Annotated in this window: 12 protein-coding genes; 8 read left to right on the forward strand and 4 right to left on the reverse strand. The window is 72.3% G+C overall.

Annotated elements, in window-relative coordinates; genetic code table 11:
- Positions 1-101: 101 nt before the first annotated feature.
- A complete protein-coding gene (locus ACFVGO_RS19000; protein ID WP_359900971.1) occupies positions 102-770 on the reverse strand; it encodes a Tat pathway signal sequence domain protein in 669 nt (222 codons plus the stop codon).
- A gap of 586 nt (positions 771-1,356) precedes the next feature.
- On the opposite strand from ACFVGO_RS19000, the gene ACFVGO_RS19005 reads away from it, so the two are divergent.
- The 4 genes from ACFVGO_RS19005 to ACFVGO_RS19020 all read left to right on the forward strand — a co-directional run bounded on the left by ACFVGO_RS19005 (position 1,357) and on the right by ACFVGO_RS19020 (position 5,050).
- The gene (locus ACFVGO_RS19005) at positions 1,357-2,085 is read left to right on the forward strand and encodes a TetR/AcrR family transcriptional regulator (protein WP_359900973.1); all 729 of its coding nucleotides are present in this window, start codon (positions 1,357-1,359) and stop codon (positions 2,083-2,085) included.
- 189 nt (positions 2,086-2,274) lie between these two features.
- The gene (locus tag ACFVGO_RS19010) at positions 2,275-2,931 is read left to right on the forward strand and encodes a DUF6230 family protein (protein WP_359900974.1); all 657 of its coding nucleotides are present in this window, start codon (positions 2,275-2,277) and stop codon (positions 2,929-2,931) included.
- Between the two features lie 2 nt (positions 2,932-2,933).
- Positions 2,934-3,464: a DUF6114 domain-containing protein gene (locus tag ACFVGO_RS19015; RefSeq protein ID WP_380352297.1), complete on the forward strand. Its 531-nt coding sequence runs from the start codon at positions 2,934-2,936 to the stop codon at positions 3,462-3,464.
- A 344-nt stretch (positions 3,465-3,808) separates the two neighbouring features.
- Entirely contained in the window at positions 3,809-5,050 is a 1,242-nt protein-coding gene (locus ACFVGO_RS19020) for a globin domain-containing protein (RefSeq protein ID WP_380632983.1), read from the forward strand.
- A 49-nt stretch (positions 5,051-5,099) separates the two neighbouring features.
- Here ACFVGO_RS19020 and ACFVGO_RS19025 read toward each other — a convergent pair whose 3' ends face one another.
- Positions 5,100-6,503 carry a selenium-binding protein SBP56-related protein gene (locus ACFVGO_RS19025; RefSeq protein ID WP_380632985.1) on the reverse strand — a complete coding sequence of 468 codons (1,404 nt, stop codon included), beginning with the start codon at positions 6,501-6,503 and terminating at the stop codon, positions 5,100-5,102.
- A 109-nt stretch (positions 6,504-6,612) separates the two neighbouring features.
- Between ACFVGO_RS19025 and ACFVGO_RS19030 the strand changes: the two genes are divergently transcribed.
- From ACFVGO_RS19030 to ACFVGO_RS19045, 4 genes are all read left to right on the forward strand, one after another.
- On the forward strand, positions 6,613-8,925 hold the full coding sequence (locus tag ACFVGO_RS19030) for a tetratricopeptide repeat protein (protein WP_380632987.1): 2,313 nt from the start codon (positions 6,613-6,615) through the stop codon (positions 8,923-8,925).
- A gap of 18 nt (positions 8,926-8,943) precedes the next feature.
- A complete protein-coding gene (locus ACFVGO_RS19035; protein WP_380632989.1) occupies positions 8,944-9,915 on the forward strand; it encodes an alpha/beta hydrolase in 972 nt (323 codons plus the stop codon).
- Between the two features lie 98 nt (positions 9,916-10,013).
- A complete protein-coding gene (locus ACFVGO_RS19040) occupies positions 10,014-10,808 on the forward strand; it encodes a fused MFS/spermidine synthase (protein ID WP_359901057.1) in 795 nt (264 codons plus the stop codon).
- Positions 10,809-10,902: 94 nt separating this feature from the next.
- On the forward strand, positions 10,903-11,451 hold the full coding sequence (locus ACFVGO_RS19045; RefSeq protein WP_380632991.1) for a hypothetical protein: 549 nt from the start codon (positions 10,903-10,905) through the stop codon (positions 11,449-11,451).
- Positions 11,452-11,478: 27 nt separating this feature from the next.
- On the opposite strand, the gene ACFVGO_RS19050 is transcribed toward ACFVGO_RS19045, so the two are convergent.
- Together ACFVGO_RS19050 and ACFVGO_RS19055 are read right to left on the reverse strand one after the other, a co-directional pair.
- Entirely contained in the window at positions 11,479-12,249 is a 771-nt protein-coding gene (locus tag ACFVGO_RS19050) for a hypothetical protein (protein WP_359900990.1), read from the reverse strand.
- Positions 12,233-13,462 carry a hypothetical protein gene (locus ACFVGO_RS19055; RefSeq protein ID WP_359901060.1) on the reverse strand — a complete coding sequence of 410 codons (1,230 nt, stop codon included), beginning with the start codon at positions 13,460-13,462 and terminating at the stop codon, positions 12,233-12,235. The genes ACFVGO_RS19050 and ACFVGO_RS19055 overlap by 17 nt, the downstream gene beginning before the upstream one ends.
- Positions 13,463-13,521 lie beyond the last annotated feature (59 nt).

Here is a 13,521-nt window from a genome sequence, read left to right on the forward strand (position 1 = left end):
GGGGGGGGGGGGGGGGGGGGGGGGGGGGGGGGGGGTGGGGGGGGGGGGGGGGGGGTTCCTCCCCCCCGCCGCCGTCGGGACGGGCCGGGAGGGCCCGGGCGTCAGTTGACGAAGAGGGCCGGGCTGCCGGCGACCGAGGTGTCGAGGACCGGGCCGTAGGTGGCGCTGAAGTAGCCGGTCGCGAAGCACAGGCTCGGCCCGGAGGCCAGGGCGAACGGCTGGCCGGTGAAGCCGATGGTGTTGCCGGTGTTGGAGGTGGTGCCGTTGATCCCGGTGGTGTTCTGGTAGTTGCAGTTGATGCTGCCCAGGATGGTGTTGAGCACCACCGTGGTGCCCATCACGCCGGCCGCGCCGGGGGTGAGCTTGACCGGGTTGCCGGGGCCGTCGCTGACGGTGTTGGTGAACGGCAGGCTGGTGACCGTGACGCTCTTGACGCCGGTGACGCCGATGACGTTGGAGGTGCAGGAGCCGAAGGTCTGGGTGTTGAGCTGCTCGGTGGCGCTGCCCGGCGCGGCCGGGTTGGAGGTCACCGTCGCCGAGAAGGAGGAGGCGGCACACTTGACGCCGGTCGTCCCGGTGGCGCTGTTGTAGAAGGTCGCGGAGGTGCCGGAGACCAGGTTGGCGGTCAGTACGTCGCCGACGGCGACGGCCGGGCCGGTCGGGCTGCCGGTGGTGAGGACCGCGCCGGCGGCCTGGGCGGGGGCGACGGCCGCGCCGGTGAGGGCGAGTGCGGCGAGGGCGGCGGTGGCGAGGGTGCGGCTGATGCGCATGAGGGTGCCTCTCTCCGTCCGACGGACGGGTGGGGGAATCCCCGCGTGCGGGTGTGGTGGTGTGCACGACGGGGGAGGTGCATGGCGTACCGGAGTGCTTCGTACCGGAGGGCTTCGTACCGGTGGTTCGGCGCCGGTGGCCCGGTGCCGGGGCGACGTCCCGCGGGCTTCGGCACCGGCCGGCGTGCGGGCGGGCCCGGCGCCACGGGCCCGCCCGCTCGGTACGGCGGTGCGGACGTACGCAAGGGTGGGCGTACGGCGGTGCGGTGGTACGGCATTGCGGTGGCACGGTCGTGCGGTGGTGGTGCGGCGTTGCGGTGGCACGGTCGTGCGTACGGACGGCGGCGTGGAACACCAACGGCACCGCGCCGTTCGGTCGGGGACGTGCGGTGCCGTGGGGCACGTCGACGGCTGCCGCCGTCGCGCCCCGTCTCCGCCGTGGTCCCGTGGCCCGGGCGTTCGCCCGGGCTCCCCGGAGCCCCCGGAGGTCCGGCCGGTGGGGGCCTGCTGGCCCACCGGTTGGAAACCTGTCAGTGTTGTAAACCCGGTGTTCCATCAATGTCAATACAGGACACAGGAGTTGGTGATGGATCGGAAGAACCTCCGTGGAGCCGACGTGGTCCTGCTGCCGGGCGCCCGGACCGGCCGCGATCCGGCCCGCTCGATCAAGCCCGGGCCGCGCCGGCTGCCCGCCGGCGTGGTCGCCGCGACCCAGCGCGAGCGGCTGCTGGACGGCCTGGTGCGGACCGTCGCCGAGCGCGGCTACCAGCACGCGACGATCAGCGACATCTGCCGCGCGGCGGGCGTGACCAGGCCGGTCTTCTACGAGCTGTTCAGCGGCAAGGAGGACGCCTTCCTGGCCGCGCACCGGCACGGCACCGGTGTGGTGATCCGGCGGATGGCGGCGGCCTTCACGGCTGAATCCGACTGGTGCCGGGGCATCCGGAAGGCGCTCGGCGCGATGCTCCAACTTCTCGCCGGAACACCGGCGTTCGCCACGATGGCGGTGATCGAGGTCGAGGCGGTCGGCCCGGCGGGCCGACGTGAGCGGGCCCAACTGCTGACCAGGTTCCGGGCGTTCTTCGACGAGGTGCCCCAACTGCCGGGCGGGGTCGACTCGAAGGAGATGGTGGACTCGGTGGTGGGCGGCGTCTACAGCGCGATCTACCGGTGGATCGACTCCGGCCGTACCGAACAACTGATGGAACTGCTACCGGTGTTGAGTATGTTCTGCCTGTCGCCGTTCCTCGGTCCGGCGGAAGCGGCCGAGAGGATGGGGGTGCGGGACTGGCCGAAGCGGGTCGCCGATTGGTGAAGATCCCTTCGTGCACCCGTATTGACCCGGCCAATACCGGGCAGTAGCTTCCCAGTTACTTACCGCGTGCTGACCGGACCCGCCCCGCTGCCGAGGGGCGGACGGCCCGGTCGCGCCCGGGGAACGCTGTCCGCGCCAGGACAACGTGCCAAGTGCCTGCAGACCCATCCACCCACAGGGAGCACACACATGGCCATGTCCGAGGACGCCGCCACGGCGGCCGAGACCCCGCAGACGCCGAGCGGGCCGAGAAGAGGACGGGTCCGGCTGAAGCGCACCGCCCTGATGGCCGTCCCGGCCGTCGCCGCCGGGGGCGTCCTGATGGCGCTCACCGCCCAGGGCGTGCTCGCCGCCCAGTTCTCCATCTCCGGAATGCCGTTCACCATCACCGCGGACAAGCTGGACGGCGAGGGCTTCGCCCAGTTCGGCGCGCTGGACTCGATGATCCCCGACAGCCCCAACGCCGGCTCCACCGGCGGTCAGGTGCTGGTCGCGGTGTCGGCGATCAAGAAGGCCGAGATCACCAACCTGTGCCAGAGCGTCGACCTCGGCGGCATCAACCTGGTGATCCACGCGGGCGACGGCGGCACCCCCGTCACCGCCTCCGACCTCACCACCGACTCCGACCTGCTCTCCGGCGACGCGGAGTTCAAGAACATCGAGATCGGCGGCGACGCCAGCACCTACACCAAGGCCGGCCCGGTCGGCAAGGGTGGCGCCGGTGTCTTCGGCCAGCAGGCCGACCACGTCACCCTGACCCACCTGAACCAGCACAACTACGCGAGCACCGCCGTCGGGTTCAAGCTGCCCAACCTGCGGCTGAGCTTCAGCTCCACGGGCTGCTGACCATGACGGAGTCCGTACCGGAGCCGGCCGGCACCGGCGAGGGCACCGCGGCACGGGCCGAGGGGGTGGCCGCCGAGGGGACGGCGGCCGCACCCGCCCGGGCCGCGGCGGCCACCGCCGCCGAGCCGACCGCGCGCCCGACCAAGCGCGACTGGCGGGGCAAGCGACCGTTCTGGGGCGGGCTGCTGGTGACGCTCGGCGGCGCCGAGATCCTGTTCACCCTGAAGGCCCCGCTGCCCGTCATCCTGCACATCGGGATGCAGGGGCTGGCCGGGTACCTGGTGCCGGCGGTGATGATGCTGTGCGGCCTGCTGATCCTGTTCAATCCGGCGCAGCGGCTGTTCTACTCCATCCTCGCCGTGCTGGCCTCGCTGGCCAGCTGGCTCACCTCCAACCTGGGCGGCTTCGTGATCGGGATGCTGCTCGGAGTGGTCGGCGCCTGCCTCACCTTCGGGTGGCTGCCCGAACAGCCGCTGCGCCAGGGCCGGCAGCGGCGGCTGGAGCGCCGGGAGACGCACCGGGCAGGGGTCTGACGACGGCGGTGCCCCGGGTCCTGGTGGTGGGAGAGCCCCGGGGCGTGGGGCACCTGCCCGTCGCACCCGTTCCTTCGCGGGCGCCCTGCCGCGGGTGTCCTTCGGCGGCCGTCCTTCCGGGGCCGTGGGGGTCGTGCCCGCCCTTCCGGGGCCGCTCGTCCGGGGCCGCCCGTCCGGGGCCGTACCGGCCCTTCCGGGCGGTCCGGTCCGTGGTGGCCGAGAACCATCCCGGTCCACACGTACCAAGGCAAGGGGTCGATGGTCCCGGGTTCCTCCGGGGCGATCGGCCCTTCTCGCGCTCGGCGGCCCGGCAGTTGACTGGACGGGACATGGACAACAGCAGCATGAGCATTGGCACCGCCACCGCCACCGCCACCGCCGAGTACGACCGCCTGATCGCCCGCCATCACGCGATGCGCCTGCGACGCCAACTCCTCGCCCCGTCCTCCTCGGGCGGCGGCGACTTCGGGTACGGCGCGTACGGCGAGGACGGCGGCTACGACGGCGCCGCCGACCAGCACCTGATCCGGCGCGACCTCGACCTGATCTCCCCGCTCGCGGACCTGATCGACCACCTCTACGCGGTGATGTTCAGCCATCGCCCGTATCTGCGACCGCTCTTCCCCGCCTCGATGGAGTTCCAGCAGCTCCACCTGGAACGGATCTTCCACCACCTGATCGACAACCTCGACCGCCCGGCCGAACTGGAGCAGACACTCCGCCAACTCGGCCGCGACCACCGGAAGCTGGGCGTCCGACCGGTGCACTACGAGGCCTTCGAGGAGGCCCTGTGCGCGGCCGTCCGGCACCGGGCCGGCGAGCGCTGGACCGACGACCTGGAGGGCGCCTGGGTGCGGATGCTGCGCTTCGCCGTCGGCGCGATGGTGGCCGGCGCCGACTCCGCGCTCACCGAACCCCCGTACTGGCACGCCGTGGTGACCGGCCACGAACGCCGCCGCCCCGACCTCGCCGTGCTGCGGGTGCGCACCGGCGAGCCGTACCCGTACCGGGCCGGGCAGTACGGCACCGTCGAGCACCCGGCGCTGCCGCACACCTGGCGGCAGTACTCGATGGGCTGCGCCCCGCGCGCCGACAACGAGCTGGAGTTCCACGTCCGCCGCACCGGCCCCGGCGGGGTCAGCGCCGCCCTGGTCGAGCACATCGCCGTCGGCGACCGGCTGCGCCTCGGCCCGCCGCGCGGCAGCCTGCTGCCCGACGACGACGCCCGCGACCTGCTGCTGGTCGCGGGAGGCACCGGCCTCGCCCCGATGAAGGCGATCATCGAGCAGCAGACCACCCGCCGGCCGACCGGCCGCCGGGTCCACCTGTTCGTCGGCGCCCGGGAGCGCGCGGACCTCTACGACTGGCATTCGCTGGCCGAACTCGGCCTGCACAAGCCGTGGTTGACCGTCACCCCGGTCACCGTCGGCGAGCTCGCCGACACCGTCGCCTCGGCCGGCGACTGGCGCGAGCACCTGGCCTGCGTCACCGGGCCGATCGGCATGGTCGGCTCCGTCCGCACCCGGCTGGCGGCGGTCGGGCTGCCGTCCACGCAGGTGCGGTTCGACCAGGCGCTGTACCGGTGACGCCGGCCGGACGGCCGTCGGACCGACGGCCGTCCGCTCCGTCGGCGGGTCAGCGGAAGCAGTAGGAGTCGGAGGAGGCGTCGCCGCCCGCCAGGTGGGTCTGGTGGACGCGCAGGCCCCGGAAGTCGGCGCCGTGCGGGAAGAAGCGCTCGTCGATGCTCAGCCCGCCGGCCTCCGGGTCGGCGTCCAGCTTGACCATCCAGGGCTCGATGCCCTCCGGGTAGAACTGGTCGTCCCAGGCGCCGTAGAGCGAGTTGGTGAGGTACAGCCGCCGGCCGTCCCGGCTGATCTCCACCATCTGCGGCGCCCCGCTCAGCGGACGGCCGGGCTCCGCCGGGTGCGGGGTGCGGGCGGCGATCCCGCCGAGCCGCACCGAGCCCGCCAGGCGGGGGTGGAACGGGTCCGAGACGTCGTACTGGAACAACTCCCCGGTGCCCCACGCCGAGACGTACAGCCAGCGGTCGTCCACCGACAGGTTGATGTCCGTGACCAGCGGCGGCACCGCGCCGAACGGCTGCAGCGCGGGCGGCAGGTCCTCGGCCTTGGCCGGCTCGGCGGGGATCTCGATCACCTTGCGCGCGGTGAACGCCGGCCCGTCCCGGTACCAGAGCCACACCGAGGAGGAGAGGTCCTCGACGTTGGTGACCACGCCGACGAAGCCCCACTCCGCCTGCGGATCGTGCGCCGGGCGCAGCTCCAGCACCATCTGGTACTGGTCGCCGAGGTCCACCCGCTGGAGGTGGCGCCCGGAGTCCAGCTCCCAGAAGTGCAGCGCGTGGCCGTACTTGCGCCCGAGCAGGAGGTCCGGCACCACCCCGTCCTCGACCATCGACGGGGTGCCCCACTCGCTGGTGATGCCCACGTTGGTGCCCAGGTGCCACCAGACGTCGTACGCGAAGTGCTGCGGACCGCGCTCGGTCTCCCAGGGGCGCAGCACCTCGAAGGTGGTGTGGTCGAGCAGCGCCACCCCGCCCGGCCCGTCCTCGCCGTCGGCGCCGCCGAGGCAGGAGAGGAAGACGCCGTCGGGGCCGCAGTGCAGGGTGTGCGGGCGCGAGTAGCCGGCCTTGGCGGCCAGCTCCTCGGCCTCGATCGTCTTCACCAGGCGCGGGCGGACCGGGTCGGGCCGGGTGTCCAGGACGTGCAGCCGGGAGGAGCGCAGCCCGGGCAGCAGCAGGTAGCGCCGCTCGGGGTTCTCGTGGCAGGCGTGGGCGAGGGCGCTGGAGCAGGCGTTCCAGCCGAAGTGGTGCAACTCGTCGCCGAGCGTGGGCAGTTCGGCGAAGTTCAGAACCCTCCCGTAGCTCGCCGAGTCCGGATCGGTGTCGACGCTCAGCAGCGCGTCCGGCTGCTGCCCCGACCGGTCGAACCCGGCCACGTACGCCAGCTTCTCCGGCGGAGCGGCGATCGCCTCCGCGGCCGAACGGTAGAGCGACGGATCGGTATGCCCGTGCTGCATGCAAACTCCCCAACTCGCCTGGTCTGTCCGGGAAGCGTTCCACAGAACCACCGGCGCACAGGAGGCGCACGAGAAGCGGCCGGGAGGCGCGGGCGGCTACCCTGACCGGGTGCACAACAGCATTCGCGGGGGCAACTTCCACGGCCCGGTCGTCCAGGCGCACACCGCGCACGTGACGGTCACCCCCCGGCCGCCCACCATCGCCGGCCTCCCGCCGCTCACCTCCGCCTTCACCGGACGGGAGCAGGACCTCGCCGAGCTCCGGGCCCTGCTGACCACGGACGGCCCGTCGACGGTGACGGTCACCGGCCTCGGCGGCATCGGCAAGACGACGCTGGCGACCGCCGTCGGCCATGCCCTCCTGGACGCCGAGCACTTCTCCGCGGCCTTCCTCGTCGACCTCCGGGGCTACGACGGGACCCCGGTCGAGGCAGGGCAGGCCCTCGACACCCTGCTGCGCGCCCTCGGCGTCCCGGCGGAGCACATCCCCCCGGACCCGGAGACCCGGGCCGCCCTCTACCGCGCCCGGCTGGAGCAGCACGGCGGCGGCGTCCTGGTCGTCGCCGACAACGCCTCCGCCGCCGACCAGGTCCGCCTCCTCCAGCCGCCGTCCACCCGCCACCGCCTCCTGGTCACCTCCCGGGAGACCCTCCCCGGCCTCGGCGCCCGCCTCCACCGCCTCGGCGTCCTCGGACCCGAGGCGGCCGTCGCCCTCCTCGACACCGTCGTCCGCGCCGCCCGCCCGGACGACGCGCGCGTCACGGCCGACCCGGCAGCCGCCCGGCGCATCGCGAAACTGTGCAGCCACCTCCCGCTCGCCCTGCGGCTCGCCGCCGCCCAGCTCGTCCTGGACCCGCACTTTCGCTCCGACGAGCTCGCCACGGACCTGGCCGATCACGCCGCCCGGCTCGACCTCCTGGACGACGGCGAGGTCGGCGTCCGGATCGTGCTCGACCGCTCGTACCGGAGACTCACCGAGCCGCAGGCGGAGCTGTTCCGGCTGCTGGCCCTCAACCCCGGCCCCGACATCTCGACCGACGCCGCCGCCGCACTGGCCGACGCGAAGGTCCGCGAGGCCCGCTCCCGGCTCGCCCGGCTCGTCGGCAGCGCCCTGGTCGAACAGACGGCGGGCGGCCGCTGGTACCTCCACGACCTGGTCCGGGACTACGCGCTGGAACAGGCCGGTCGCCACCGGGCGGCCGGCGGCAGCGCCCTGCAGCGCCTGCTGGTGCACTACGCGGAGACGGCCGTGGCCGCCGACGAGGAGATCGAGGCGCTTCCCGGAAGGCGGGGCCCCGGTCGGTTCCGCGACCGGGGCGAGGCCCTGGGGTGGCTGGAGTGCGAGCGGGCCAACCTGGTCGTGACCGTGCGTCTGGCGGCGGCGATCGGCCTTCCCCTGGTGGCCGTACCGCTGTCCTCGGCGCTGGTCGGCCATCTGGTCCGGTGGTGCCGGAACGACGACGCCGTCGCGATGACGACGGCGGCGCTGTCCGCCGCCCTCGCCGTCGGGATCAGGTCCGAGGAGGCGACGGCACGGCACAACCTCGGCTTCGCGCAGGGCCGGGCCCGCCGGTTCGAGGAGGCGATGGAGGCCCTGCTGACCGCCGGCGAGATCTTCCAGGAGGTCGGCGACCGGAAAGGGGAGGCCTCGGCCCACGCGAACCTCGCCGAGATCCTGGCGAGCCTGCACCAGCGGCAGGCGGCCATCGACGCGATCCGGTACGCCCTCACCCTGGTGCACGGCCGGGACGACCCGCGGTGGGAGGCCCGGCTGTCGTTCAACCTCGGCATCCTGCTGATCGACGCGGAACGGTTGGACGAGGCCGACGAGACGTTCCGGCGGACGGCAACGGTCTTCCGGGACCTCGGTGACCGGAGCGGCGAAGGGATGTCCTGGGGCTGCGTCGCCCAGATCCTCAGCCGCCGGGGTCGTTACGACGAGGCGATCGAGGTCCACCAGCGGGCGCGGACCGTCTGCCAGGAGGCCGGTGACCGGTACAACGAAGCGCTGGTGCTGGGCGATCTCGGCGTCACCCTCGTCGGTGCGGGCCGGGTCGGGGAAGCGGTGGGGGCCCACGAGCGGGCCGGCCGCCTGCTGCGGGAGACCGGTGACCGCCAGGGGGAGAGCCTGAGCCTGCGCAACCTCGGCATCGCTCTGCGGCGTGCCGGGAGGGCGGACGAAGCCCTGGCCGCCCACCGGCGGTCCCTGGCCGTCTGTCAGGAACTCGGCGACCGCACCGGTGAGGGCAGCACCTGGATCGCTCTCCAAGCCGTGTTCAAGGACCTCGGCCGGCACGAGGAAGCCGAGGAGGCCCGTCGGCAGGCCGATCGTGCCATCGACGACGCCCACGCAGCGCTCTCCGAAAGCATTGCGATCATCACATCGCGCCAGGTCGGAGATGCCGGGGTCGACAACGGCTGAGCCAGTACAGTCACCCTCATGGAGTTCCGTGAAGACATCCTGGGTGCCCCCTACGAGGCCGCCGAGCTGACGCTGAGGCCGGACGACGAGGGGGCGGTGTGCGCGACGCTCGTCCGCAGGCCGGTGCCCGGGGCGGACCGGGCCGTGCTGTACATCCACGGGTACAACGACTACTTCTTCCAGACCAACCTCGCGGACCACTACACCGCGCTCGGCTTCTCCTTCTACGCCCTCGACCTGCGCAAGTACGGCCGCTCGCTGCGCCCCCACCAGTCGCCGAACTTCGTCCGCGACCTCACCGAGTACGACGAGGAGATCGACGAGGCCGTCCGGATCATCCGCGAGGTGGACGGGCACCGGCAGCTGCTGCTGAACGGGCACTCCACCGGCGGGCTGATCGGGGCCCTGTGGGCCGGCCGGCGGGCCGGGCGCGGGGTGGTGGACGGCCTGTTCCTCAACAGTCCGTTCCTGTCGATGCCGGTCGGGCCCGCGGTCCGCACACTCGGCGGGCCCGCCGTGACGGCGGTCGGGCGGCTGGCGCCGACCCGCGTCCTGCCGTCCGCGCTCAACCCGCACTACACCCACAGCCTGCACAAGGACCACCAGGGCGAGTGGGACTTCGACCTCACCCTCAAGCGCCCCGAGAGCTTCCCGCTGTACGCGGGCTGGCTGTCGGCGATCCACCAGGGCCACCGGCGGCTGCACCGGGGACTGGGCATCGACGTGCCGGTGCTGCTGATGGCCTCGACCCGGTCCATCTCCACCACCAAGTGGCACAACGCGCTGCACCACGCCGACGCCGTGCTGCGCGCCGACGACATCGCCGCGCAGGGGCCGCGGCTGGGCCGGCACGTCACCGTCGTGCGGATCAAGGGCGGCATGCACGACCTGGTGCTGTCCGGTGCGGAGGCCCGCGCCGAGGTGTTCGCCGAACTGGACTGCTGGCTCGCCGCCTACCTCGACGTCGAGCCCGTCGGGGAGCACGCGTGACCTTCCCGCAGCACGACGGTGCCGAGCAGGCCGAGGACGACGAGCACGGCGAGCCGGTGCCCGTCGGGCGGCGGACCGACCTGGGCTTCGCCAAGCTCATGCCCGACCTCGACCGGGACGGCGGCTGGCTGCTCACCCTGGACGGCACCCCCCAGTCCTACGTCGACCTCGCCGACCCGACCCACCTGGAGTTCGAGTACACCCGGCGCCTCGGCCACCTCGCCGACGCCCTCGCCCCCGCCGGACAGCCGCTCGACGCGCTGCACCTCGGCGGCGGCGCCCTCACCCTGCCCCGCTACCTGGCCGCCACCCGACCCGGCTCCCGGCAACGGGTCGCGGAGGTGGACGGACCGCTGCTGGAACTGGTCGCCGAACAGCTGCCCTGGCAGGGCCCCGGCGCGGACATCACCGCGACCGTCGGCGACGCCCGGGAGGCCCTCGCCGAGACCCCGGCCGGCTCGCAGGACCTGGTGATCGCCGACGTCTTCCACGGCTCGCGCACCCCCGCCCACCTCACCTCCGTGGAGTTCCTGCGACTGGCCGCCGCCGCGCTGCGCCCCGGCGGCTGCTACGCGGCGAACCTGGCGGACGGCCCGCCGCTGGCCTTCGCCAAGGCCCAGGCGGCGACGGTGCGGGCGGTGTTCCCGTACGTCTGCCTGGTGGCGGAGGCGCCGGTGCTGCGCGGCCGCCGGTACGGCAACATCCTGCTGGCGGGCTCGACGGCGCCCCTGCCGGTGGCCGAGCTGACCCGGCTGCTCGCGGGCGACATCTTCCCGGCCCGGCTCACCGACGGGGACGACCTGGCGGACCTGGTCGGCCGGACCGCCCCGGTCACCGACGCCGAGGCCACCGACTCCCCACCCCCACCGGACGGCGCGTTCAGCATCGGCTGAGCCCAGGCCCCGCACGCACGGTGGCCGGAAATCCGGTGGGCCTCCTCCTTCCGCCCGGGTAGCGTGCGGGGACGATCCCGGAGGAGGCGAGGCGATGCGGCCGTTGCTGCTGCTGGACGTCGACGGACCGTTGAACCCGTGCGTGGCGAAGCCCTACCGGCGGCCCGAGGGCTACGAGACCCACCGGTTGATGACGCCGCGCTGGGTGGCGGCCGAGCGCCGTCGGCTCACGGCCTGGGGCCTTCCCCACAAGGCGCCGAAGCCCCTGCGGGTCTGGCTCAACCCGGCCCACGGCCCGGCCCTCGTGGCGCTGCCCTTCGACTTGGCGTGGGCGACGACGTGGCAGGAGGAGGCCAATGCCTTCATCGGTCCCTTGCTGGGGCTGCCCGGCCTGCCGTACATCCCCTGGTCCGAGCCGCGGCCCGAGCCGGGCGGCGGGGTGTTCTGGAAGACCCCGCAGATCGTCGCCTGGGCGAAGGGCCGCCCGTTCGCCTGGGTCGACGACCTGATCACGGACGCCGACCGGGCCTGGGTGGAAGCCCACCACCCGGGCCAGGCACTGCTCCACCACGTCGACCCGAAGGTCGGCCTGACGGTCCAGGACTTCGCCCGACTGACGGACTGGTCCAACGCGCTCGGCTGACCGCACGAGCGAGCCGAGCCTTCGAGGTCAGACGGGCGGCGTCAGGTCGCTCTCGCTGATGGTGTACGTGAGCGGGGGGTAGACGAAGTCCGTTTCCGTGTTCTCACGGCGCCGCAGTCGGTAGAACTCGTGCCTCTGCTCCTCGTCGGCCGGCACGAGGCGTGCGCCCTGGGGGAGGTACGCCTGTCCGTCGCGAAACCGGACGAGTGTTTTTGACGTTCGGAAGGTTACGCCCAGCCATTGGTTGTCCGCCGTGCGGGCGGGCGGGTCCAGGACGATCTTGTGCCTGAGTCGCCGGTTCGAGCCGACAGAAAACGCGACGACACTGTGGTGGGCGAGGGGGATCTCGAACTTCTCGCCGTCGGGCCCCTTCGATTCGAAGATCAGCTTTCTCGGCGGGCTCGCATCGGGATGCTGGTAGCAGGAGAAGACGGCGATGAACGAATCGTCGGCCAGATCGAGGGCCTGGTCGGAGTGGCTGCCCATGGTCGCGTAGGCGTTCGTGCAGCTCTCGATGAGAGCGTTGTTGAAGCCGACCGAAAGCGCCGCACGTTCTTGAACCTGCCGTGCCAGCCGTTCGTGCACCGCCCGGAAGCGCTGCGTCGGGCTGCTGTAGCGAGTGGTGGTCCGTACGAGGGGCGCATCACCCGACTCGTCGATCCTGGCGAGCACGGCGCCCCGCCGGCCCTTTCCCACGTCTTCCAGACGGGCCGACGCGGACAGTTCCGCGAAGAGGTTCTCCTCGGTGGGCAGTGTGCACGAGAGGATCTCGTCCGAGATCCTAGACGCGGGGGGCAAGGTAGTCTCCCGTGTTCATGCTGAAGAGGAATTCGTCGCCGTAGTCCATGAAGGACGAGGTCCTGTTCTCCTCGGCGTACAGCCTGCGCAGCTCGTCCATGCCGGCCGGTGTGGGCGGCTCCAGTTCCACCGGTTCTCCGTCCCGTTCGAGGAACGTGCGGCCGTCCTTGTGGACGGCTTCGGTGTTGGAACAGCGCACCACGTAGCCCAGGCGGGTCGGGAGCAGCTCGGCGTCCAGTGACGAGGGCCGGATCTCGTGGGTGTAGAGGCGGTTGGTGGACAGCGGCATGAAGAACACGGAGCCGGGGTGGAGGGTGACGGTGAACTGCGGGGGGAGTGCGATCCCGTCGAGTTCCGCGGTCCGCTCCTTGAGGCGGAAGTGGAGCCTGGTCAGCCCGCTGGCGCCCTTCACGCCGAAGTCGTAGGCGTCCTCGGCCAGGGGCCGCAGCTTGTCGAGCCGGTCGTAGAAGGTGCAGAAGGCCATGATGCCGTTGGCGGGCATGTCCTTGGTCTTGTCGGCATGGGCCGAGATCTTCGCCTTGGACTGCTTGCGCTCGGCCGTGGCAAGGGTGTTGTGGTAGATCTGCGCGAGGACGTGATTCAGCGGCGCCTGGTTCCGGAAGACGGCGGCGGCCTCGCGGTTCAGCGCTTCGACGATGTGCGTGTCGGTCGGGCGGAAGCTCTCGGTCGGTCCCGAGAGATTCGTGGAGCACCGGAGCAGGCGGAAATGCAGTTCGTCACCGTTGCGCGTGACGGGCGTCAGATAGATTCCGCTGCGATGGGCCGCGCCGGGCTTGGTGGACTCCGTCAGGGACTGGAACGCGTGCTCCGTACGGATCCGCCCGAAATGATCGTCGCCGAGTCCGAAAAAGCGGCGGTAGTACACGCCGACGCCGTGTACGCGGACGGGGACCCGGCCGAGGTCGACGAGGGTCCAGGGCTCGTCGACGTCCTCGCGGTAGCCGTGCGACAGCTCCCGGACGACGAATACCCGCGCAGCCGCGTGCAGTTGACGGCCGCTGATCCCGGATATGTCGCCACACAGGTAGACCGTCCTCCGGGCGAGGTCGGGCGAGCCGGAAGCAAGCTCCTCCGGCGTGATCGTGGACCCGAAGAAGTCCCTGATCACGTCGTTGTCCTGCGACATCGAAGGTGCGACCAGGATGTTGCCCGCATCCTCGATGCGGGCTTCCGTCGGCTCTGTCGTGTGCATCAAGCGGTACCTGTCATTCGCGGATCCTGGTGGATTCTCAAAACCGTGGACTTGGCCAT

This window comes from Kitasatospora sp. NPDC057738 (assembly GCF_042798815.1).
In the GTDB taxonomy this organism is placed as follows: domain Bacteria; phylum Actinomycetota; class Actinomycetes; order Streptomycetales; family Streptomycetaceae; genus Kitasatospora; species Kitasatospora lactacystinica.